At 67.7% G+C, this 22,833-nt stretch carries 20 protein-coding genes; 8 read left to right on the forward strand and 12 right to left on the reverse strand.

Annotation, left to right across the window (positions count from 1 at the left end; translation table 11 throughout):
• Window positions 1–123 precede the first annotated feature (123 nt).
• The 7 genes from KQH53_14730 (at window position 124) to cydB (ending at window position 7,174) form a co-directional block, all read left to right on the forward strand.
• The gene (locus tag KQH53_14730; GenBank protein ID MCB2227932.1) at window positions 124–789 is read left to right on the forward strand and encodes a CPBP family intramembrane metalloprotease; all 666 of its coding nucleotides are present in this window, start codon (window positions 124–126) and stop codon (window positions 787–789) included.
• 197 nt (window positions 790–986) lie between these two features.
• Window positions 987–2,054, forward strand: a complete 1,068-nt coding sequence (locus KQH53_14735) for a hypothetical protein (protein MCB2227933.1) — start codon at window positions 987–989, stop codon at window positions 2,052–2,054.
• A 39-nt stretch (window positions 2,055–2,093) separates the two neighbouring features.
• Window positions 2,094–3,044 carry an ABC transporter substrate-binding protein gene (locus KQH53_14740; GenBank protein ID MCB2227934.1) on the forward strand — a complete coding sequence of 317 codons (951 nt, stop codon included), beginning with the start codon at window positions 2,094–2,096 and terminating at the stop codon, window positions 3,042–3,044.
• Between the two features lie 2 nt (window positions 3,045–3,046).
• The gene (locus KQH53_14745; GenBank protein ID MCB2227935.1) at window positions 3,047–3,865 is read left to right on the forward strand and encodes an ABC transporter permease; all 819 of its coding nucleotides are present in this window, start codon (window positions 3,047–3,049) and stop codon (window positions 3,863–3,865) included.
• Entirely contained in the window at window positions 3,862–4,635 is a 774-nt protein-coding gene (locus KQH53_14750; GenBank protein MCB2227936.1) for an ABC transporter ATP-binding protein, read from the forward strand. Before KQH53_14745 ends, KQH53_14750 begins: the two co-directional genes overlap by 4 nt.
• 155 nt (window positions 4,636–4,790) lie before the next feature.
• Window positions 4,791–6,167, forward strand: coding sequence for a cytochrome ubiquinol oxidase subunit I (locus tag KQH53_14755; protein MCB2227937.1), 1,377 nt, complete (start codon window positions 4,791–4,793; stop codon window positions 6,165–6,167).
• Window positions 6,164–7,174 (forward strand): cytochrome d ubiquinol oxidase subunit II, encoded by a 1,011-nt coding sequence (gene cydB / locus KQH53_14760; protein MCB2227938.1) that lies wholly within the window; start codon window positions 6,164–6,166, stop codon window positions 7,172–7,174. The genes KQH53_14755 and cydB overlap by 4 nt, the downstream gene beginning before the upstream one ends.
• A gap of 25 nt (window positions 7,175–7,199) precedes the next feature.
• On the opposite strand, the gene KQH53_14765 is transcribed toward cydB, so the two are convergent.
• Genes KQH53_14765 through KQH53_14820 form a run of 12 tightly spaced genes read right to left on the reverse strand, consistent with a single transcriptional unit; the run spans window position 7,200 to window position 21,519 of the window.
• Window positions 7,200–8,630 carry an NADH-quinone oxidoreductase subunit N gene (locus KQH53_14765; protein ID MCB2227939.1) on the reverse strand — a complete coding sequence of 477 codons (1,431 nt, stop codon included), beginning with the start codon at window positions 8,628–8,630 and terminating at the stop codon, window positions 7,200–7,202.
• A gap of 36 nt (window positions 8,631–8,666) precedes the next feature.
• Window positions 8,667–10,163, reverse strand: coding sequence for an NADH-quinone oxidoreductase subunit M (locus KQH53_14770; GenBank protein MCB2227940.1), 1,497 nt, complete (start codon window positions 10,161–10,163; stop codon window positions 8,667–8,669).
• A 10-nt stretch (window positions 10,164–10,173) separates the two neighbouring features.
• The gene (gene nuoL, locus KQH53_14775) at window positions 10,174–12,051 is read right to left on the reverse strand and encodes an NADH-quinone oxidoreductase subunit L (protein ID MCB2227941.1); all 1,878 of its coding nucleotides are present in this window, start codon (window positions 12,049–12,051) and stop codon (window positions 10,174–10,176) included.
• Window position 12,052: 1 nt separating this feature from the next.
• Entirely contained in the window at window positions 12,053–12,358 is a 306-nt protein-coding gene (gene nuoK, locus KQH53_14780; GenBank protein ID MCB2227942.1) for an NADH-quinone oxidoreductase subunit NuoK, read from the reverse strand.
• The gene (locus KQH53_14785) at window positions 12,355–12,876 is read right to left on the reverse strand and encodes an NADH-quinone oxidoreductase subunit J (GenBank protein MCB2227943.1); all 522 of its coding nucleotides are present in this window, start codon (window positions 12,874–12,876) and stop codon (window positions 12,355–12,357) included. Before KQH53_14785 ends, nuoK begins: the two co-directional genes overlap by 4 nt.
• 7 nt (window positions 12,877–12,883) lie before the next feature.
• Window positions 12,884–13,462: an NADH-quinone oxidoreductase subunit NuoI gene (gene nuoI / locus KQH53_14790; protein MCB2227944.1), complete on the reverse strand. Its 579-nt coding sequence runs from the start codon at window positions 13,460–13,462 to the stop codon at window positions 12,884–12,886.
• On the reverse strand, window positions 13,459–14,457 hold the full coding sequence (gene nuoH, locus KQH53_14795; protein ID MCB2227945.1) for an NADH-quinone oxidoreductase subunit NuoH: 999 nt from the start codon (window positions 14,455–14,457) through the stop codon (window positions 13,459–13,461). Before nuoH ends, nuoI begins: the two co-directional genes overlap by 4 nt.
• On the reverse strand, window positions 14,454–16,952 hold the full coding sequence (nuoG, locus tag KQH53_14800; protein MCB2227946.1) for an NADH-quinone oxidoreductase subunit NuoG: 2,499 nt from the start codon (window positions 16,950–16,952) through the stop codon (window positions 14,454–14,456). The genes nuoH and nuoG overlap by 4 nt, the downstream gene beginning before the upstream one ends.
• A 4-nt stretch (window positions 16,953–16,956) precedes the next feature.
• Window positions 16,957–18,222 (reverse strand): SLBB domain-containing protein, encoded by a 1,266-nt coding sequence (locus tag KQH53_14805; GenBank protein ID MCB2227947.1) that lies wholly within the window; start codon window positions 18,220–18,222, stop codon window positions 16,957–16,959.
• Window positions 18,223–18,224: 2 nt separating this feature from the next.
• Window positions 18,225–18,746: an NADH-quinone oxidoreductase subunit NuoE gene (gene nuoE / locus KQH53_14810; GenBank protein MCB2227948.1), complete on the reverse strand. Its 522-nt coding sequence runs from the start codon at window positions 18,744–18,746 to the stop codon at window positions 18,225–18,227.
• Between the two features lie 8 nt (window positions 18,747–18,754).
• Window positions 18,755–21,148 (reverse strand): NADH-quinone oxidoreductase subunit B/C/D, encoded by a 2,394-nt coding sequence (locus KQH53_14815; protein ID MCB2227949.1) that lies wholly within the window; start codon window positions 21,146–21,148, stop codon window positions 18,755–18,757.
• Complete coding sequence (locus tag KQH53_14820; GenBank protein ID MCB2227950.1) at window positions 21,112–21,519, reverse strand: NADH-quinone oxidoreductase subunit A; 408 nt, start codon at window positions 21,517–21,519, stop codon at window positions 21,112–21,114. The genes KQH53_14815 and KQH53_14820 overlap by 37 nt, the downstream gene beginning before the upstream one ends.
• A 329-nt stretch (window positions 21,520–21,848) precedes the next feature.
• Between KQH53_14820 and KQH53_14825 the strand changes: the two genes are divergently transcribed.
• The gene (locus tag KQH53_14825; GenBank protein ID MCB2227951.1) at window positions 21,849–22,802 is read left to right on the forward strand and encodes a UbiA family prenyltransferase; all 954 of its coding nucleotides are present in this window, start codon (window positions 21,849–21,851) and stop codon (window positions 22,800–22,802) included.
• Window positions 22,803–22,833: the final 31 nt, after the last annotated feature.

Below are 22,833 nucleotides of genomic sequence, written 5' to 3' on the forward strand. Positions count from 1 at the left end.
CGGGCCCTCGCTATGTGACAAATTAACCTTTTACACCTTTTGGGCCCGGAAAACCTTCCCATCCTTAGGCGCTTTGATAAACTAGTTTTTATTACAAACAAGTTAAGTTTCGGTGTCCGCAAGATGACCACCAGCGCCGCGCGCAAACAACCTGCTCCCCTCCTCCTTTGGGCGGAATGCCTGGGCCTGTTCTTCGCGGCCCCGCTGGGGCTCTATTTCCTGCGCCACCAGCTGGCCCACAAGGTCATCCCCCTGGTGCTCGTCCTGGCCGCGGCCTGCGCCTGGCATCTTTGGCGCTTGCGCGACTTTGACCGCCGCTCCCTGTGGCGGGTGGAGGGCCTGGGCCGACACCTCAAGGAGATGCTAGTGGCCCTGGCCCTGCCCGCCCTGCCCATCGCCCTGGCCACCTACCTGTTCATGCAGGACCAGTTTTTGGCCATGCCCAGCGGCCAGACCGGGGCCTGGCTGCTCCTGTTGGTGCTCTATCCCCTGCTCTCGGCCTATCCCCAGGAGGTGGTGTTCCGGGGGTTCTTCTTCCAGCGCTACCGCCGCCTGTTCCCCGACCCCCGGGTCATGGTCCTGGCCAGCGGGGTCAGCTTCGGCCTGGCCCACATCTTTTACGGCAACTGGGTGGCCCCCTTGGTGGCCGGCCTGGGCGGGGTGCTCTTCGGCTACCGCTACCTGGCCTCGCGCTCCCTGGTGGCGGTGGGTGTGGAGCACGGCCTGTGGGGCAACCTGCTCTACACCATCGGCCTGGGCTGGTTTTTCCTCAGCGGCTCCATCTCCTGAGGGCCGCTTCCCGGCCCGGCCCCGCCCGCTCAAGCGCCCATGAATACTGCCAATACGGCGCAAGGGTTTCATTTTTCCCTTGGTGCGTTATTATAGTCATTCAGTAATGGTCACTGATTGGTAATCCCAATGCAAAACCCGGCCGCCCCTGTCCGGCCTTTCACCAGCCACCGCCACAGCTTTTAGGAGAGCCCCGATTGAACCCGGCCAAGCCCTTTGATCCCAAGGTAACGGAGATACTGAACAAAGCGGAAGACATGGCCGGAATAAGCCATGACGAGGCGGTGTACTTGCTGCGTTTGGAGCTTTGCTCGGCCGAATCCTACGCGCTCATGGCCGCGGCCAACCGCATGAGCCGCGTCAGCTTCGGAGGCAAGGCGGAGCGCCACTTCCACATCGGCCTCAACGTGGAGGGCTGCGTCTTCAACTGCAAGTTCTGCTCGCTCACCAAACAGGCGGGCATCTTCCAGGGCAGCGAGGAGTTCAGCCGGGAGCAGCTTTTGGCCTGGGCCAAGGAGGGCGAGGCCCAGGGGGCCGACGGCCTGAACCTCATGACCACGGGCCGCTATCCCTTTGCAAAGCTCTTGGAGCTGGGGGCCTGGCTCAGCCAAGAGGTGAGCGTGCCCCTGGTGGCCAATACCCGCGACATCAACCACCAGGAAGGCGAGGCGCTCCTGGCCCACGGCTTCCAGGGCTTCTACCACGCGGTGCGCCTGCGCGAGGGCGTGGACACCCCCTTCCCGGTGGAGAACCGCATCAACACCATCAAGGTGATCACCGACGTGGGCCTCATGTGGGCCAACTGCATCGAGCCGGTGGGGCCGGAGCACACCCCCGAGGAGATCGCCACCTTGATGATCCTGTCCCGGGAGCTGGGGGCCACCTACTCCGGGGTGATGCGCCGCATCAACTTCCCGGGCTCGCCCCTGGGCCATCACGGCATGATCAACGAGCTGGAGATGGCCCGCATGGTGGCGGTGAGCCGCCTGGTCATGGGCGACGTGGCCAAGGCCCACTGCACCCACGAGCCCAACACCGCCGCGCTCATGGCCGGGGCCAACCTGTTCTTCCCGGAGGTGGGCTCCAGCCCCCGCGACGCCGAGGCCGACACCGGCAAGGGCCGGGGCAAGGACCTGGAGGCCTGCGCCCGCATGATGCGCGAGATGGGCCTGGACCCGGCCCTGCCCTCCAACTGTTTCGGAGCGCCCCTCCCGGAGGGGGAGCCCGCCCCGCTCTGCCCCTCGTCCTTTCACGGCCTGCCCTGAGCCGCGCCGCCCGCCAACCGGCGGCCGAGAGGAGACACCATGCGCAAGTTCTTCGGCCCGGCCACGCTCTTGGCCCTGATCCTCGCCCTGCTCCTGGCCTGGGGCGGCCCGGCCACGGCCCGGGAGCCCTGGAAGGTGGGCACCTGGAAGACCGCCCAGACCATCCAACCCTTTTTCTATCAGCAGTTCCTTACCCATCAGCCGGTGAAAGTCTTCCCCTTCACCAACCCGGCGGACCAGAAGATGGCCTTGTTGGCCGGCAGCCTGGACCTATGCGGCACCACCCTGGCCCACGCCATCCACGCCGCCTCGCGGGGAGAGCCGGTTGTGGTGGTGGCCGCCCTGTGCAACAAGTGCTCGGCCTTGGTGGTTCGTAAAGACGGCCCCATCCAGAGCATCAAGGACCTGGCGGGCAAGAAGATCGGCTACGTGCCCGGCACCATGCACGAGATCCTCCTGCGCGAGGCGCTCACCAAAAACGGCCTCAACCCCAATAAGGACGTAAAGCTGGTCCGGGTGGACTTCTTCGACATGGGCCTGGCCCTGGCCCGGGGCTCCATCGACGCCTTCCTCTCGGGCGAGCCCTTCCCCACCCTGGCGGTGCTGGAGGGCTATGGCCGCATCCTGGCCTATCCCTATTACGGCCAAGGCATTGGGACCATCAACGCGGGCATGCTGGTCAAGCGCGAGACCATAGAGAAATCGCCCGCCAAGGTCGCGGCCCTGGTGAAGGCTCACGCCCAGGCCACCCAGTGGCTGCAAGCCCATACCCAAGAGTGGCTGGCAAAGGCCGCCACCTTCGGCACCCCGCTCCCGGTGCTGGAGAAAGCCGCTCCCAACATGGAGCTGGCCTGGGACATGGACGCGGAGTTCGTCCGGCGGGTGGCCACCTTGGGCGGGCGCATGAAGGCCCTGGGCATCATCAAGCGCGAGCCGGACTATAATAAGCTCATCGACCTGAGCTTCGTGGAGCGGATCAAAAGCAAGTAGGCATGAACAGCACCAGCCCAGAGACCGGCCAGGCCCGGCGCAGAACCCCGGCGGCGATGCTGCTGCCCTGGGTGCTGCCCGCCTGCGCCCTAGGCCTGTGGGCCTTGCTCAGCCTGGGGGGCTTGGTGCCGCCTTACCTCCTGCCCTCGCCGGCCCAGGTCTGGGACACCGCCCGGGAATACATCTTCGCGCCTCCGGGCAGCGCGCCCCATGCCGGGCGTTTTGTGGGCGATGCCCTGGCCAGCCTGGGGCGGGTGGGCGGCGGTTTCGCCTATGCCGTGGCCCTGGGGCTCCCCCTGGGCCTCATCTCCGGCCGCCTGCGCTTCATGCGCCTGTTTTTGGACACCTTCATCAACGGGGTGCGGGCCGTGCCGGGCATCGCCTGGCTGCCCCTGGCCCTGGTGTGGTTCGGTATCGGCTATCAGACCACCGTGTTCCTGGTGGCCCTGGCCGCCTTTTTCCCCATCTACCTGGGCGCGGCCGCCGGGGCCATGTCCATCAACCCGCTCTACCTCCAGGCCGGGGCCATGATGGGCCTGGGCCGGGGCCAGCTCATCTTCTCGGTGCTCATCCCCGCGGCCATGCCCCACGTGGTCACCGGCTTGCGTTTGGGCCTGGGCATCGCCTTTGCCTATCTGGTCCTGGGCGAGCTCACCGGAGTGCCCGACGGCCTGGGCGCGATAATCATGGACGCGCGCATGTTGGGCCGGGTGGACATCATCATCATGGGCATATTGCTCATCGCGGTGATCGGCCGCCTCTGCGACCTGGCCATGGTGGGCGGGCTCAAGCTCTTCAAGAGCGTGCGGAGGCTCTCATGAGCCGCGCCGGGGAAGCTTGCCTAACCCTGGAAGGCGTGACCAAGAGCTTCGGGCTCAACGGCACCCGGGTGCGCGCCCTGGAGGGCATCAGCTTCGCGGTGCGCCCCGGCGAAGTGCTGGGCATCCTGGGGCCCAGCGGCTGCGGCAAGACCACGCTGTTGAACATCATCGCCGGCTTCTTGCCCCAAGACGCGGGCCGGGTGCTCATGCACGGCCAGCCGGTGAGCCGCCCCGGCCCGGAGCGCGGGGTGGTGTTCCAGGAAGACGCCCTGTTCCCCTGGCTCACCGTGGCCGAGAACGTGGGCTTCGGCCTGCGCAACGGCGACGGCAAGGCGGGCCGCCGGGCCAAGGTGGCGCGCATGTTGGAGCTGGTGGGCCTGGAGGGCTTTGAGCGCTATTTGCCCCGGACCATCTCCGGGGGCATGAAGCAGCGGGTGGCCCTGGCCCGGGTGCTGGTGCTGGAGCCCGCCGCCTTGCTCATGGACGAGCCCTTCGCCGCCCTGGACGCCCAGACCCGGGCGGACATGCATGGCCTGCTCATTTCCTTGCAACAGCAGCTGAGGCAGACCGTGGTCTTCGTGACCCACGACCTGGAAGAGGCGGTGAAGCTGGCCGACCGGGTGCTGGTCATGGGCAAGTCGCCGGGCCGTTTGCGCCAAGAGTTCGCGGTGGAGCTGCCCCGTCCCCGCCGTTTGGACTCGCCCGAGTTCCTGGCGCTCAAGCGGGCCATGCTGGCCAGCCTGAGCGGCGAAACTCCCGAGCCTGCCTGAGCCGCCCCGTCACCCCTCGCGCACCCAAAAATCCGCCCCGGAAACTTGTAGCGCCCCAGGGAACTGGCTCATACTAGGAGCACAAGGCGGCGTCCGCCCCGGAGCAACCGGGGCGCTTTTCTTCCTCCGCTGCCGGGGATGGGGATCGTAGCCACATGGACCTGGTCTTTGACAGCACCTTGCTCTCGCGATTGCAATTCGCCCTGACCACCATGTTCCACATTATCTGGCCGCTTTTGTCCATCGGCCTGAGCATCTTCCTGGTGGTGCTGGAAGTGCTGTGGATGCGCAGCAAAGACCCGCTCTACTACCGCCACTACCGCTTCTGGAGCAAGCTGTTTGTGCTCAACTTCGCGGTGGGGGTGGTCTCGGGCATCCCCCTGGAGTTCCAGTTCGGGGCCAACTGGGAGCGCTTCTCCGTGGCCACCGGCGGCTTCTTCGGCTCCATCCTGGGCTTCGAGGCCACCATGGCCTTCATGCTGGAGGCGGCCTTTCTCTATCTCATGCTCTTCGGCTGGAAGCGCCTGCCCCCAAAGGCCCATTTGTTCTCCACCTGCATGGTGGCCCTGGGCGCTTCGCTCAGCGCCTTCTGGATCATGGTGGCCAACTCCTGGATGCAGACCCCGGCGGGCGGCCATTTCGCGGGCGGCAAGTTCGTCACCACCAGCTACTGGCAGGCCATCTTCAACCCGGACCTGCCCTGGGGCTTTTCCCATATGTGGGTGGCCTGCCTGGAAACCACCCTGTTCGTGGTGGGCGGGGTCAGCGCCTGGTATCTCCTGCGCGGGCGTCACCGCGAGTTCTTTTTGAAGAGCTTCAAGCTGGCGGTGCTGGCGGCGGTGTTCATCGCGCCCTTCCAGGTATGGCTGGGCGACGGCTCGGGCCGGGCGGTGGCCGAGTATCAGCCCACCAAGCTGGGGGCCATCGAGAGCCATTGGGTCACCAACCCGCCGGGAGAAGGCGCGCCTTGGCACGCCCTGGCCTGGCCCCAGCCCGAGCTGCAACGCAACGCCTGGTCCATCGACATCCCTTACGGCCTCAGCCTGCTCATCACCCGCAGCTTCACCGGCCAGGTGAAGGGGCTCAAGGACTTCCCCCGCCAGGACCAGCCGCCGGTGATCATCCCCTACTTCGCCTTCCGGGTGATGCTGGGGGCTGGCTTCGGAATGCTCTTCCTGATGCTCTGGACCCTGTGGCTTTGGCGAAAGGGCCGTCTGGCCCTCGATGAGATAGGCAACCAGAAATGGCTGCTACGCGCCTGGCTCCTGGCCATCCCGGCCGCCTACGCGGCGGTGGAGACCGGCTGGATCATCCGGGAGATGGGCCGCCAGCCCTGGGTTATCTTCGGCCATTTGCGCACCGCCGACGCCTCCAGCCTCCTGGCCACCGGGCAGGTGGCCTCCACCCTGGTCATGTATCTGCTCATCTACGGAGCGCTCCTGGGCGTGTTCCTGTTCTTCGCCTGGCGGCTGATCAAGAAAGGCCCGGACCTGGAGGCCGTACCACCCTATTACCAGGAGGCCGCGTCATGAGCCCAGCGCACGCCGACCTGGCCCTGGTGTGGTATCTGCTGCTGGCCCTGGTGCTGGCTCTCACCCTGCTCCTGGACGGCCTGGACCTGGGGGTGGGCATCCTATCCCTGTTCGTGGGGCGCGAGGAGCAGCGCGGCCAGATGATGGCCAGCGTGGCCGGGGTGTGGCACGCCAACCAGACCTGGCTGGTGGTGCTGGGCGCGCTGTTGTTCGGGGCCTTTCCCCTGGTCTACGGTCTGGCCCTGTCGGCCCTGTACCTGCCCGTGGCCCTGATGCTCCTGGGATTCATCCTGCGCGGGGTTTCCATCGAATATTACGAGCACGCCGACCGGCCGCGCCGCTGGAGCCTGGCCTTCGGCCTGGGCAGCCTGCTGGCCGCCGTGGCCCAGGGGCTGGGCCTGGGCGCGCTCCTGGCCGGGCTGCCTCTATCGGCGGGGCGCTACCTTGGCGGAGCCTGGGCCTGGCTCAGCCCCTTTGCCGTGGCCGTCTGCCTGGGCCTCTTGGGCTCCTACCTTCTCCTGGGCGCGGCCTGGCTGGTGCTCAAGACCGGCGGCGAGCTGCAAGCCAAGGCCCGCCGCGCCGCCCGGGCCGTGGCCTTTTTCCTGCTCATCGCCGCCCCGCTGCTCATCCTCTGGTCGCGGGGCCTGCATCCCTTCCTGAGCGCCCGCTGGCTGGCCTGGCCCGGCCTGCTGGTCAGCTCCCTGCCCCTGGCCCTGGCCGCGCCCTGCTTCGTGGCCCTGGTGGTCTGCCTGGCCCGCAGCTGGGACGCGGGCTGCTTCTGGTTCGCCCTGCTCCTTAACCTGCTGCTCCTGCTCTCCCTGGCGGGCAGCATCTACCCGGTGGTGGTGCCGCCCGGCCTCACCGTGTTCCAGGCGGCAGCCGGAGCCATCAACCTCAAGTTCATGCTCAGCGGAGTGGCCGTGGTGCTGCCCTTGATGCTGGCCTACAACGCCTACCAATATTGGGTTTTCCGGGGGAAGGTGGAGCCGGGCGCGGGCTACGAGTAGGCCGCCCCGCTCTCCGGGAAAAGGCTCAGCCGCCCAGGGTGGCCACCGCCGCGCGCGCCAGGCCGTGGAGCCAGCCCGGGAAGATGCCCAGCCACAACAGCCCCGCCGCGATGATGCCCAAGGCTAGCACCTCGGCGGGCCCGGCCGTTGGGGGCTCCTCCGCGCCGGGGGGCGGCTCCTGCAAGTACATGGCCGCCACCACCTTGAAGTAGTAGTAAAAGGCCGCTGCCGCGCCCAGCGCGCCCAGCAAGGCCAGCCCCAGGTAGCCGGCCTTGATGGCGGCGGTGAACAGGAACAGCTTGCCCACGAAGCCGCCGGTGGGCGGCATCCCCGCCAGGGACAGCACGCACAGCACCAGGAATCCCGCCCGCCAAGGATGGCGACGGGCCAGGCCCGCCAACTCGCCCAGGCGGCCCAGGTCGCGCCTCACCGGGGAAAGCACCCCCAGCATGCCGAACACGCCCAGGTCCATGAGCGCGTAGGCCACCAGGAAGAACAGGGCCGCGGACAGGCCGCCGGAGCGCGCCCCTACCAGGGCCATGACCAGATAGCCCATCTGGGCTGCGCTGGAATAGGCCAGCAGGCGCTTGGCCTTTTCTTCGCGCAGGGCGCTTAGGTTGGCCGCCAGCATAGTCAGGGCGGCCAGGCCCCAGAGCGCCAGCACCCAATAGGGCCACAGCCCGTTGGGCAGCAAGGCGCAAAGACGGATCAGCGCGGCCATGACCGCCGCCTTGGACCCGGCGGCCAAAAAGGCGGTTATGGGCGCGGGCGCTCCCTCGTACACATCCGGGGCCCACACGTGCAGGGGGGCCAGGGAGAGCTTGAAGGCCAGGCCGGTGAGCACCAGGCCCAGGCCCAAAAGGGTCAGGCCGCCCGGCGCCTGCCCGGCCGGGGTCAGGCTGGGGCCCATGAGCAGGCTGCCGCCCGCCGCGTAGATCAGGGCGATGCCGAACACCACCAGCGAGGAGGCCACCGCGCCCAGGATGAAATACTTGAGGCCCGCCTCCATTGACTGGTCCGCGCCCTTGCGCATGGCCAGCAGGATATACAGGCAGATGGAGAGCATCTCCAGGCCCAGGAAGAAAGCCAACCAGTGCATTGCCCCGGCGGTGAGGGCCATGCCCAACGCGGCCAGGAGCATCAGGCCGTAAAGCTCCTCGCCCGCGAAACCCCGGGCCAGGGCGTAGCGCCGCACCAGCAAGAGAGCCAGCAAACACACCAGGGCCAGGAGCCCGGTGAACAAGCGGCCGTAGAGCCCCACGTCCAGCAGGCCCTGGTACACGCCGGTGGCCGGGCCGCTTAGGGCAAAGAGCCCGGCGGCCAGCGAGGCCAGTACGGCCAGCCACCACAACAAGCCCGAGGGCCGCCCGGCCCAGAAGGCGCCCAGGCAGAAGATGAGCCCGCCGCCCAGGGCCAGGATGGCCAAAGGCGCTATGACCGGCCAGCCGTCAAGCATTTGTGTCTCGCTTGCCCGTCATGATCATGCCTATGCCTAAAACACCGCCAGGGCCACGCGGGGCCCGGGCGCCAAGAGAGCCCGCACCGGGCCCTCGATAAGCTCCAGCACCGGGCCGGGATGCAGCCCGATGTACAACACCGCCGCGGCCAGCACGCCCAGCACCAGCATCTCGCGGGAGTTCAAATCCGGCGCGGCCAGATCCTCCCGCGCGGGGCCGAAGATGGTGGCCTGCACCATCCTCAGCACGTACATCACCCCCACCGCCAGGCCGATGAACCCGGCCACCGCCGCCACGGGCGAGGCCCGGTAGGTGCCCAGGAGGACCAAGAGCTCGCCCACGAAGTTGTTCAGGCCGGGCAGGCCCAGGGAGGCCATGGCGAAGAACAGGAAAAAAGCGCTGAAGCGGGGTAGAGCCCCCCACAGCCCGCCGAAGTCGGCCAGGCGGCGGGTGCCCAGGCGCGCTTGCAGCAGCCCGGCCAGGATGAACAGGGCCGAGGTGGACAGGCCGTGGTTGATCATCTGCAACACCGCCCCGCTCACGCTCATCAGGTCCCAGGCGGCCAGGCCCAGCACCACCAGGCCCAAATGGGTGATGCTGGAGTAGGCCACCAGCCGCTTCAGGTCTTCCTGGGCCCGCGCGATCCATCCGGCATAGAAGATGCCCGCCAAGGCCAGCACCATGAGCACCGGCGCGGCCGGGACGGCAGCCCAGGGCAGCAGGGGCAAGGCCACCCGGAAGATGGCGTAGGCCCCGGTCTTTAGGAGCACGCCGGCCAACAGCACGCTGCCCGCAGTGGGGGCCTGGGTGTGGGCCTCGGGCAGCCAGGTGTGCAGGGGCACCAGGGGCACCTTCACCGCGAAGCCGATGAGCATGGCCGCCAGGATCCAGCCCTGCACTCCCGCCGCAGGTGGCGTGCCCGCCAGGGCGGCCAGGGAGAAGGTGTAGCTGCCGGTGGCCGCGCCGTGAGAGGCGTAGAGCCCCAGGATGCCCAGGAGCAGAAGCAGGCTGCCCGCCAGGGTGAACAGCACCAGCTTGAAAGAGGCGCGCACCCGGTCCTCATGCCCCCACATGCCCACTAGGAAGAACATGGGGATGAGCTGCAACTCCCAGAACAAATAGAAGAGGAACAGGTCCTGGGCCAGGAACAGCCCGTTGACCCCGCCCTGTATGACCAGCAAGAGGAAGTAGTACAAGCCGGGCCGGTCGTCGATCTGCCGCCAGGAGACCAGCACGCAAAGCACCTGCAAGAGCGCGGTCAGGAGCACCAGGAGCAGGCTCACCCCGTCCAGGCCCAGGCTGTAGGAGATGCCCAGGGCGGGTAGCCAGGGGGCGCTCTCGGTCAGAAGCCAGGGGCCTTGCGCCGCGCCGCCGGTCAGGGTGAGCAGCCCACTGGCCAGGGCCAGCTCCACCAGGGCCGTGATCAGGGCGGCGCCCCGGGCCAGCCGCAGCCGCCCGCCGCAGGCCAGCGCCAACAGGCCTCCCGCCAGGGGAAGCAGGATCAGCAGGCTGAGCAGCGGCACGCTTAACACGGCATCATCCTCACCAGGCGAACCAGGACCAGGCCAGGACCACCAGGATCAAGGCCAGGGCCAAAAGAATCATGAGCAAATACACCGACAGCCGCCCTCCGGCCCAGGCGGCCAGACCCCGCGAGAAGATGCCCAGCCCCTGCCCCAGGGTGGTGAAGCCCAGGTCCAGGCCGCCATCGTCGAACTGCTTCCACAGGAAATCGGCCGTGGCCCGGTAAGGCCGCACCAGCACGCGCTCATAGAGGCGGTCCACATAGAACGCGTGGAACAAGGCCTCCCGCCAGACGGCGGGCTTGGGCTCGGTGCCCACTCCCCGGTAGAGCCAGACCGCCAGACCGATGGCGGACAGCACCCCGGCCGCGCTGGCCAGGGCCATGCCCAACTCCAGGCCGCCCGAGGCGGGCAGCTCCATGCGCGCGCCGGGCACCGAGGCCATGAAAGAGGACAGCCAGCGCTTGCCCGGCCCGAAAGGCAGGTTCAACAGGCCGTCGCCCAGGGCCAGCACCGCCAGGGGCCACAGCACCCAGGTCAGCAGACGGGCGGGCTGCCGCACTTGGCTGGCGGTGCGCCCGTTGTCCCGCTTGCCAAAGGCGATGAAGTACAAGCGGAAGGTATAGAGCGGGGTGAGCAAGGCGGCCAAGAAGCCCGCCGCCCAGAAGAACTTGTAGGACGCGCCCGGGGCGATGAAGGCGGCCAGCAAAATGCGGTCCTTGCTGAAGTAGCCGCCAAGCAAGGGGAAGGCGCTCAGGCACAGCGCGCCGATGAAGAACAAGGCCCCCACACTCGGCAGCAAGCGCCGCAGGTTGCCCATCTTGAAGATGTCGTGCTCCTCGTCCAGGGCCTTGATCACGCAGCCCGCCGCCAAGAACAGCAGCGACTTGAAAAAGGCGTGGGAGAGCAGGTGGAACATGCCGGAGACAATGTCCGCCGCGCCCACGGCCAGGAACATGTAGCCCACCTGGCTGATGGTGGAATAGGCCAGCACCCGCTTTATGTCCCGCTGGGCCAGGGCGGCCAGGGCGGCCCACAGGGCGGTGAGAGCCCCCACGGCCGCGATGAGCTCCAGCACCGGCGGCGAGGCGGCCAGCACCGGGAACAGGCGCATGAGCAGGTAGACCCCGGCGGTGACCATGGTGGCGGCGTGGATCAGGGCCGATACCGGCGATGGGCCGGCCATGGCGTCGGGCAGCCACACGCTGAGCGGCAGCTGGGCCGACTTGCCCGCCGCCGCCCAAAAGAGCAGCAGCCCCAGCACCAAGGCCGCGCCCGGAGCCAGGGAGGCCGCCTTGGCGTTGACCCCGGTGATGGACACATCGCCTAACCACGCCAGGCACAGGGCCAGGAGCACCCCAAAGGCGATGTCGCCCAGGCGGGTGAAGAGAAAGGCCTTGCGACCGGCCGAGGCGTTGGCGCTCTTGCCGTACCAAAAGCCGATGAGGGCGTAGGAGCAGAAACCCACCCCCTCCCAGCCCAAATACATGAACACCAGGCTGTCTGACAGAGTGACCACCAGCATGGCGAAGACGAACAGGTTCAGATACACGAAGTAGCGCACCAGGCCGGCGTCGTCCTTCATGAAGCTGGTGGAGTACACGTGGATGATGCTGGCCACGAAGGTGACCATCAGGGCCATGAGCGCGGCCAGGGCGTCGTAGTGCACGTCCATGGCCGTGTTGAGCGGCCCCAGCTTGATCCAGGCGAAGAGCGCGAAGTCGTGCGCCCCGCCGCCGCGCAGGGCCAGGGCGATGACCGCCATGACCAGCGAGACCAGCACCGCCGCGCAGGCGGCCACGCTTACCCCGCGCCGCCCCAGGGCCCGCCCGGCCAGGGCATTGAGCGCGGCCCCGGCCAGGGGCGCTAGCAGCATTATGAGGATCAGCCCCTTCATGCTAATCCCCCAGCCCACGGTAGTCGTCCGGGTCCAGGCTGCCCCGCCGTGACCAGGCGTACACCGCCAGGGCCAGGCCCACCGAGACCTCGGCCGCGGCCACCGCGAAGATGAACAGCACCAGGGACTGGCCGTCCAGGTTGTGCCACCGCAGGGACCCGGCAACCAAGGCCAGCCCGGCCGCGTTGAGCATCACCTCCACGCCGATGATGATCATGAACAGATTGCGCCGGGCCACCACGCAGGCCGCGCCCAGGATGAACAGCAATGCGGCCAAGACCAGCACATGCGACAAGGGAGCGATCATGCGTCGCCCCCTTTGCGCCGCCCAAAGGCGTGGCGGCCCAGATAGAGCGCGCCCACCAGGGCCACGAACAGCAGGAAGGAGACGATCTCCACGGCCAGCCAGTACCTGGAGAACACGAACTTGCCGAAGGCCCGGGGCGACACCGAGGCCAGGGGCAGCATAGGCCGCCCGGCCGGGTCGCTTAGGATCATCGCGGCCATGGCCGCCAGCAGCACCAGGCCCAGCAACGCGGCCGGGGCCCATTGCCGCAGATAGCGCCACTTTTCCCCGCCGCTTACCGGCACGGCCAGAGTGACCACGATGAACACGAAGAGCACCATGATGGCCCCGGCGTAGATGATCACCTCCAGCGCGGCCAACAGCGGCGCGCCCAGGAGATAGACCAGCATGGCCGTGCCCACGAAGGAGATCACCAAGTGCACCACCGCGTGCATGAGGTTGCGGCTGGTCACCGCCAGCAGGGTGGCCAACAGCACCACCAGAGCCAGCAGATAGAATATGGCGCCCGGTACGGTCATAACCTTCCTAGATATGGTTGCTGAGCACGTCCACCGGCTCGTCTTCGCCGATGTGCTCGCCCTTGCCGCCCGCCACGCTCACCCCGGCGTGACGGTAGAAATCGTAGTCCGGATGCTTGCCCCCACCCTCGACGAGCAAGTCTTCCTTTTCGGCCACCAGAGTAAGCAGGTCGTAGGAGCACAGCTCGAAATCAGGCGTCAGCTGGATGGCCAGGGTGGGGCAGGCCTCCTCGCAGAGCCCGCAGAAAATACAGCGCGAGAAGTTGACCCGGAACCAAGCGGCCCAGCGCCGCCCGTCCTCGCGCTGTTCGCTCTGCATGGATATGCAGTCCACCGGGCAGGCGGCCGCGCAGAGATAGCAGGCCACGCAGCGCTCCTGGCCGTCCGGATCGCGGGTCAGCACGATGCGCGCCCGGGTGCGCTCGGGCAGGGTGCGCTTTTCTTCGGGGTACTGGAAGGTGATGGGCTTGCGGAACAAATGGCGCAGGGTCATGGCGAAGCCCTGCACCAAGCCCCAGGCCTGGCGCAGCCCGGAGGCCACCTCGCGGCGGATGTGCCCGCCGCTATTGTTTGGCGCGTCGTTCATGGCCACAGCACCATCACCCCGGCGGTGATCACGATGTTGATCAGGGCCAGGGGGGTAAGCACCTTCCAGCAAAAGCCCATGAGCTGGTCCCAGCGCAAACGGGGCAGCGTCCCCCGCGACCAGATCATGAAAAACACCAGGGCCAGGACCTTGATGAGGAACCACAGCAAGGGCGGCAGCAAGGGGCCGTGCCACCCGCCCAGGAAAAACACGGTGACCAGCGAGCCCAGCACGACCATGTTCACGTACTCGCCCAGGAAATACAGGCCGAAACGCATGCCGCTGTACTCGGTGTGGAAGCCAGCCATAAGCTCGTTCTCGGCCTCGGGCAGGTCGAAGGGAATGCGCTTGGCCTCGGCAAAGGCGGCGATCAGGAAGATTACGAACCCCACCGGCTGCACCAGCACAAAGGGCAGCCGCGCCTGGGCCTCCACGATGTCCACCAGACGCAGCGACCCGGCCAGCATCACCACCGGCACCAGGGACAGGGCCAAGGGCAGCTCGTAGGAGATCATCTGGGCCGCGGCCCGCACCGCGCCCAGGAGGCTGTACTTGGAGTTGCTGGCCCAGCCGCCCAGGGTCACGCCGTACACCCCCAGGGAGGAAAAGGCCAAGGCGTAGAGCACTCCCACGTTGAGGTCGATGACCATGGGCTCGATGCGATAGCCCAAGAGGGTGAAGCCCGGGCCGAAGGGCACCACCGCCGCGATCATGAAGGCGGTGCAGGCGGTGACCGCCGGAGCAAAGAGGTATAGGAACAGATCCACACCGCGCGGGTGCACGTCCTCCTTGGTGATCATCTTGATCACGTCGGCGATGGGTTGCAGCGAGCCGTGGAAACCCGCCCGGTTGGGCCCCAAGCGTATCTGCAAACGGCCCAGCAGCTTGCGCTCGGCCAGCACCAGATAGGCCGCGATCATCAACAGCGCCACCAGGGACACGGCCAGCTTGATGAACAGCAGGAGCAGCTCTATGACCCAGGCGGGGATGATCATGACCCGCCTCCGACCCGCAGGTTGGCCACGGGCAACACCTGGCGGCGGCCCCGGAGCATTTGCCAGGCGTGGCCCGGACCGGGCACCAGCCAGGCCATGCGCGGGTGCAGGCCCTCGGCCAGGCGCAGGGGAAGCTCCAGCTCGCCTTGCTCCAGGCGCAGGCGCACCCTTCCCGGCGCGGCCAGGCCCAGGCCTTCGGCCGTGGCCGGGTGTAAATACAGCACCGCCTCCTCGGCCACCTTGGCCAGCACCGGCGAATAGGAGGCCAGCTCCTCGCCGGGCATGAACCCCGGACTCACCAGAATCTCCAGGGCGTCCTCGCCGGGCATGGCGGCCAGGGGCTCGTCCTCGGCCTCGTGCGGCCCCAAGCTCAGGGGCAGCAAACGTTGGCCATAGGGCGGCCGCCCATGCTCGAACAAATGTGCGAAGCCGGGATGGCGCTCGGCCAGCCATTCCCATCCGCTTTGGCGGGGCAGCTTTTCGCTGTGCGTGGATAACTCCCGGGCCATTTGCTCCAGCAGCGCAGCCGAAGAAAGCAGGCCGCCGCCGGGCGCGTCCAGGGAATAGACCCGGGGCGGGTGTCCGCCGCCGGACACCTGATCCAAAGGCGTGCCCACCTCGCCGGCCGAGAGGGCCCGTTGCAAACGGCCCTCCTGGTTGACCAGGCTGGCGCCCTGGCCTTCGAAGAGGTTGGCCACCGGGAGAAAGACCCCGGCCTTGGCCTCGCAGGGATTGGGCAGGTGGTCCAGCACCACCAACAGCTCCAGACCCTCCAGGGCGCGGGCCAGGCGGGCGCGGTCCGGGAAGCTGAACAGGGGGTCGCTCTCCACGGCCAGCAGGGCCTTGACCTCGCCCGCTTCCACGGCCTCCAGAAGATTGTCTTCAGCCCCCTCGTCAGGGTTGACCAGCGCCGCGCCCATGGCGTTGGCCCCGGGCAAGACGTAGAACAACCCCGCTTCCTGGCCATGCTCGCCGAGCACCCCGGCCAGGCCCGCCGCGCGGCCGGGCAGGCCCTGGGGCACCAGGTCCGTGCCGCAGACCAGCACCGGCCGCTCACTCTTGGCCAGGGCGCGGGCCAGGCGCTTGAGCTCGCGCAGCTCCGGCTTGCTCAAGCCCGCCGCGTCGTCCGGGCCCATGAGATGCGGGTGCTCGGCCTCCAGCTTGCGCCGTTCCTTGGCCCGGAAGCTCTGCTTCACCAGCCAGGCCAAAGCGTTCTCCAACACCCCGGGAGCGAGAGGAAGGTGCTTTACCGTCAGGGGCAGCTCGCTGGGGCGGGGGTCCAGACGGCCTACCGTGGCCCCGCTCCGCCAGGCCTTGCGCAGGGCCAAGGCCAGCATGGGGGCCTCGCCCAGGGGCTCCACCCCCACGGCCAGGATGAAATCGGCCCGCTCCAGCTCGCGCAGGGACACGGCCAGCTGGGGTGTAAGGCCCTGGGCCACCGCCCGCACCCGCAGGGCCAGGTCCGGCTCCAGGAAGAAGCGGGCCCCGCTCCATCCCTGCTCCGCGCAGAGCCGCTGCAAGGCGATCATGCCCTCCAGGCCCAGGCGGGGCGAGCCCAGGGCGGCCACCGCGCTTGGGCCGTGCTCCCGGGCGATGAACCCCAGGCGCTTGGCCGCCTTGCGCAGGGCCGCGTTGGTTTCGACCTCCTGGCCGTCGATGCGCGCCGTGCGGGGCCTGCGGTGGTGGTCGGCAAAGCCGTAGCCATAGCGCCCCCGGTCGCAGATGAAGTGGCCGTTGACCTCGAGCGAAGGGCGGGCCTCCTGGCGCACCACCCGGCGGTAGCGCACGTTTAGCGTGGTGGCGCAGCCCAGGGAGCAATGGGGGCAGATGCTCTCGGCCCGCGCGAAGTCCCAGTAGCGCCCCTCATAGCGCGAGGGCTTGTCCGTGTACACGCCGGTGGGGCACAGGTCCACCACGTTGCCCGCGAAGGGGCTTTGCAAACGGCCGCTTTGCTGGCGGCCGAAATAGGTGCGCCAGCCTATCTGCATTGCTCCCAGGTCGCGCCCGCCCGCGTACTCTTGATAAAAACGGCGGCAGCGCCAGCAGTGGATGCAGCGGTTCATCTCGTGGGACACGAAGGGCCCCAGGTCCTGGTCGCGGTAGGTGCGCTTGGGCCCGTCGTAGCGCCGGATGCCGTGGCCGCTGGACACGGTCATGTCCTGCAGCAGGCACTGGCCGCCCTCGTCGCACACCGGGCAGTCGTGGGGGTGGTTGAGCATGAGCCACTCCACCACGTGCCGCCTAAAGGCCTGGGCCTCGGGGTGCACCGTGGAAACCACCATGCCGTCCCGCGCCTCGGTCATGCAGCTCATCTCCAGGCCCTTGACCGGGCCCTCCAGGAACATCACCGCGCACATGCGGCAGGCCCCCACCGAGCCCAGGGCCTCGTGATAGCAGAAGCGCGGGATATAGATGCCCAGCTGCTCCGCGGCCGCGATGACCTTGGTTCCCTTGGCCACCTCCACGGGCCGGTTGTCTATGGTCAGGCGCGGCATGGCGTCAATTGCCCTTAAAGGGACAGCAGCCCTGGGCCACGTGCTCCAAGAGCTCGTCCCGAAAGTTTTCCAGCAGTCCGATGACCGGCGCGGCCGCGCCCGGCGCGAAGCCGCAGTAGGAGTGGTCCATGGCCTTGGCCAGCTCGCCCAGGCGGTCGATGCAGCCCTCGTCCGCCTCGCCCAGCTCGATCTTGAGCAACAGATGGCGCATGTAGGGCAGGCCCTCGCGGCAAGGGGTGCACCAGCCGCAGGACTCGCGGGCAAAGAAGGTGACCAGGTTCAGGCAGGCCGAGACCAGGCAGGCCCCCTCGTCGAAGACGATGATGGCCCCGGTGCCCAGGCGATGGCCGATGGCGGCCAGGGCCTCGAAGTCCATGGCCACGTCCAGATCCTTGGGCGCCAACAGCTTGGTGCTGGCCCCTCCCGGCAAACAGGCCTTGAACGCGCCGCCCTTCATGCCCCCCGCGTGCTCGAAGATGATCTCCCGAAGCGGCGTGCCGATGGGCAGCTCGTAGCAGTCGGGCTTGGCCACCATGCCGCTGACCCCGAAGAGCTTGGTGCCCGCCCCACCTTTGCTCACGGCCAGGCCCTTGAACCAGTCGGGCCCGTTGCGCAAGATGTGGGGCAGACAGGCCAGGGTCTCCACGTTGTTCACGATGGTGGGCCGGCCCCACAGACCGCTGTCGGTCATGTGGCCTTCCTTGTCCGGCCGGGGGCGCTCGCCCTGGATGGCCCGCACCTGGGCCGAGGCCTCGCCGCAGATGTAGCGGCCCGCGCTGCGGTGCAGGGCGATGTCGAAGTCGAAGCCGCTGCCCAGGATGTTCTCGCCCAAGAGGCCCTCATCCCGCGCCCGGGAAAACTCGCGCTCAAAGAGCTCGGCCTCTGGCTCGTAGGAGGGGCGGATAAAGATGATGGCCCGCTGGGCCTGATTGGCATAGCCCGCCAGGATGGTGCCCTCGATGATCTGATGGGGATCGCAGCCCACCAGGATGCGGTCCTTGAAGGTGCCCGGCTCCATCTCATCGGTGTTGGGGATGATGTAGCGCGGGTGGGGCGCGTCGGCCCGGAGGAAGCTCCACTTGCGGCCGGTGGGGAAGCCGGCCCCACCCCGCCCCTTGAGGCCGGAGTCCAAGACCGCCTGGGTCAGCTCGTGGGGCTGCATCTCCCCGAGCACCTTGGCCAGGGCCTGGTAGCCGCCGGAGGCGCGGTATTCCTCCAGGGTGGCGGGCCGGTCGGGCCGGCGGTTTTGCAGCAGCACCTTCTCGCTCATGCCTAACGGTCCAACACCAGATGGCCGGGGGGCTGGTTTCTCAGTTCGTCCAAAACCTTGTCCAGGGACTGCGGGGTCAGGGGGCCATAGGGCTTGCCGTTGACCAGCATGGCCGGGGCGTACTCGCAGTAGCCGATGCAGGCCGAAGGCAAGACGGTGAACATGCCGTCCGGCGTGGTCTGGCCCACCTCCACCCCCAGACGGGCGCAGAGGTAGGTGACGATGCTCTCCTCCTCGGCCAAACAGGCCCAGCCCTCATGGCACATCCAGCACACCACCCCGTCGCACACGTGCAACACGAAGCGCCCCACCGGGCGGCGGTAGATGTAGTCGTAAAAGGTGGCCAGCTCCTCCAGCTCCAGCTCGCTCATGCCCAGCAAGGACGCGGCCTCGGCCAGGCCCTCGTCGGAGAGGTAGCCGTAGTGCCGCTGCACCGCGTACATCACGTCCACCGCCTTTTCGCGCGGGTGCTCGCTGGCCCTCACGTCCCGTTGCAATTCCTTTTTCAGCTTGGCTGGCAACATGGCGGTCCCTAGCGGTCGATGTCCGGCAAGATGTAGTCCCAGGAGCCCAGCACCGCCACCAGATCGGGCAGGCTCAGACCCCGGCACATGTCCGGCAGCACCTGCATGTTGGCGAAGCCGGGCGCGCGGATGCGCAAGCGATAAGCCGCGTTGCTCCCGTCGCTGATCACATGGTAGCCCTGCTCGCCCCGGGGCGTCTCCACCGCGTGGTACACCTCGCCCGCGGGAATCTTGGGGCCCCGGGTGGCGTTGACGAAATGATGGATCAGGCTCTCGATGTCCTTGAGCGTGTCCTTCTTTTCGGGCAGATGATAGCGGTAGTCCTCGCTGAGCCAGCGCCCCGGGGGCATGCCCTCCATGGCCTGTTTTACGATCTCCAGGCTCTGGCGCATCTCGGCCACGCGCACTTTGTAACGCGCAAAGCAGTCGCCGCCGGTGGCGGTGGGCACTTCGAAGTAGAAGCGATCGTAGCCCGCGTAGGGCATCTTGTGGCGCAGATCCCACTCCAGGCCGCAGGCCCGCAGGTTGGGCCCGGTGACCCCCCACTCCTTGGCCCGCTCCAGTTCCAGCACGCCCACTCCCTCGGTGCGCCGCCGGAAGATGGGGTTTTCGCGCACCATCTTTTCATACTCTTGCAGGCGCTCTTCGAAAATCTCCACGAAGTGCCGCACCGGCTCGCGCCAGCCCTCGGGCAGGTCCAGAGCCACCCCCCCCAAGCGGAACCAGGAGGGATGCAGGCGGCCGCCGGTGATCATTTCCACGATGTCCATGATCATTTCGCGCTCGCGGAACTGGTAGAAGATGGGGGTCATGGCCCCCAGGTCCTGCACAAAGGTGCCGTAATAGAGCAGGTGGTTGCTCAGGCGGTAGAGCTCGGTGAGCATTATCCGGATGAACTGGGCCCGCTCGGGCACCTCGATGCCGGCCAGGGCCTCAACCGAGCAGAGGTAGGCCAGGTTGTTGCCCGCGCCGGAGAGATAGTCCACCCGGTCGGTGTAGGGGATGAACTGGTGCCAGGACTGGCGCTCGCCCAGCTTCTCCACCCCGCGATGATGGAAACCGATGTCCAGAGCCATGTCCTCGATGGTCTCGCCGTCCAGGGCCAGGACCACCCGCAGCAGGCCGTGGGTGCTGTAGTGGTGCGGCCCCAGGTTGAGCACCATGAGCTCGCCGCCCCGGCTGTCCACCAGGGCCCCGCCGTCCAGGGGCTCGTGGCGCTGGACGTCGTTCAGGCCGTAGGGCGCGTGCTCGGTGGCCCGGCCCGCGTAGTCCTTGCGCAGGGGGTGGCCCTCCCAGTCGTGGGGCAAGAGGATGCGCCGCAGGTCAGGATGGCCGCTGAACTCGATGCCGAACAGGTCGTACACCTCGCGCTCGTACCAATCGGCCGAGGGCCACACGCCGGTGAGGCTGGGCGCAATGGGGTGCTCGCGGTCCAACGCGGCCTTCACCCGCACCCGGCTGACCGCGTCGAAGCTCAGCGCCTGGTAGCTCAGGGTGAAGCCGCCGCGCTGGTCCGGGTCGCGGCGGGCCGACTCGTCAATGGCCGTAAGGTCGTCCAGGCGCTGGTGGCGCGGCTGGCTGTGATGCTTGAGAAAATCCATCACCTCGGGCACCCGGGCCGCCTCGGCCCAGAGGGTGAGGTGGTCGTTGCTCTCCGGCTGCACCCGCACCACCTCGCCGAAGCGTTCGTGCACCTGAGCCCCCAGGCTGCGGTCTCCGTGGCTGGGCTCCACCCGCGCGGCGGGCGGGGTCCACATGTGCTCGGTGCGGCTGTCCGCGAACCAGGGCGGGGTCACCGAGGTGCCGCGCACCGGCACCGCCGAGTAGCCCGGCCCCCGGGGGTCGCGGTCCTTGTCTTGGCCCAGGCGCAGGTGGTCGCGGCGGCCGCCCTGGCTACCCCCGGCCAGGTGCAGGATGCTCTTGGTGGGGCGCTCCTTTTTGATCTTTTCCTGCAACAAGACCAGGGCTTCCATAACCGCCTCGGGGCGGGGCGGGCAGCCGGGTATGTACACATCCACCGGCAAGAGCTGGTCCAGGCCCTGCACCACGCTGTACACGTCGTACATGCCGCCGGAGTTGCAGCAGGAGCCCATGGAGATGACCCACTTGGGCTCGGGCATCTGGTTGTAGAGCCGCACCACCGCCGGAGCGATTTTCTTGAAGACAGTGCCCGAGACGATGAGCAGGTCCGCCTGGCGGGGCGAGCCCCGAAACACCTCGGCTCCGAAGCGGGCCAGATCGTAACGCGCGGTGAAGACCGTGGCCTCCTCCACGAAGCAGCAGCTCAGCCCGAAGAACAGGGGCCACAGGCTGTAGGAGCGGGCCCAGTTGATCACCGCGTCCACCGCGCCCAGGGCCGTGCCGCTCACTCCGCGTGGTTGCCGGGGGAGCGTCTTCCCCAAGTCAAACCTCCTTTGGCCCACACGTAGAACAGGCTCAGCAACAGAACGAAGATGAATAGGGTCATTTGCAGCCAGCCCAGGAAGCCCAGGCCCATGGCCGCCACCGCCCAGGTGAAGATGAATACGCCTTCGATATCGAACACCAGGAAGAACACCGCCACCAGGTAGAACACCGCCGGAAAGGCGAAGCGGGCCGATCCGGTGGGGATCAGGCCGCACTCATAAGGCATGTCCTTGTCCCGGGCGTGGCGCTTTTCCCCCAGCCACCAGGCCAGAAAAAGAAAAGAAGCCAGCAGGCCCAGCACCATCCCCGTGAAGATGAGCCAGCCCAACAGCTGCATTTGCCACGGCTGAAATACGGCGGAATCCACGCGTGCTCCTTCGGGCTCCCCCCCGGGGGGCCTATCCTAGTGTAGGCGCTTTTAGCGGGTGGATGTCAACGTTGGCCGCAATTATGGGTAAAAATCGGGTCCGGTGTTGCCATGCGCAACATTCCGGAAACTCTTCCGGCCTAACAACCGCACCCGTGGCAGTTTTTGCACACAATGACGGCCGCCTCCCTTGCATCGCGGGCAAGGGCGGTCCGTATAATAGGAACCAAGCCGAGGGTTTTGGGGCCGGATGTGGCCGGCCCGGGAGGGGCTCCACGGTTCGCCGCCCCGTTGATTCAGGACCGCGCCAAGGCCCCCGGCCGGGGAAAATGACAGCTAACGCTCTGAATATCGAAGTTTGGCGGCAGAGGCTGGGCCTGTTCCTGGCCCTGTCGCGCACCCCGCACGGCATTTTGGACCTGGCCACCCCGGCGGTGGCCGCCCTGCTTTGGCTGGGGGCCTTCCCGCCCCTGTCCACCACCCTGCTGGGCCTGATCACCGCCTTTGCGGGCTACACCTCGGTCTACGCCCTCAACGATCTGGTGGACGTGGCCAGCGACCGGGACAAGCTGGCCGCCTCGCCAACGCGCGGCGCGGAAGGCTATCTGGACGCGGTGGGGGTCCGCCATCCCGTGGCCCAGGGCCTGCTCAGCCTGCCGGCGGCGGTGGGCTGGTTCGCGCTGTGGTCATTGGTGGCCATGACGGGGGCCTATCTGCTCAACCCGGTGTGCCTGGTGTTGTTCTTGGCCGGGGCGGGGCTGGAGATTTTCTATTGCCTGCTCCTGAAGATCACCCACCTGCGCACCTACGTCAGCGGCCTGGTCAAGACGGTGGGCGGGGTGGCGGCGGTCTTCGCGGTGGACCCGGCCCCATCGCCCTGGTTTTTGCTGGCCCTATGGGCCTGGCTCTTCTGTTGGGAGATCGGGGGGCAGAACATCCCGGCCGACTGGCACGACATCACCGAGGACCGGGGCCTGGGGGCGCGCACCCTGCCGGTGGTCTACGGCGCGCGGCGGGCCAGCCTGCTGGTGCTGCTCAGCCTGGGCCTGGCCGTGGTGCTGAGCCTGGTGGTGCTGGCCCTGGCTCCCTTGCGCACGCCCTGGCCCTTCGCCCTGCTGGCCTGGGTGGCGGGGTTGTATTTGCTGATCCTGCCGGCCTGGGACCTTTGGCAAAGCCAGGCCCGCGGCGGCGCCACCCGCCTGTTCAACCGGGCCAGCTACTACCCTTTGACCATGCTGACCCTGGCTCTGTTGAGCCTGCTGGCCCGCACCCCGGCTCCCTGAACCAAAACAGCCAATCTACTTTAAAGGTCTT

The sequence above is a fragment of the Desulfarculaceae bacterium genome (assembly GCA_020444545.1).
Classification (GTDB): Bacteria; Desulfobacterota; Desulfarculia; order Desulfarculales; family Desulfarculaceae; genus Desulfoferula.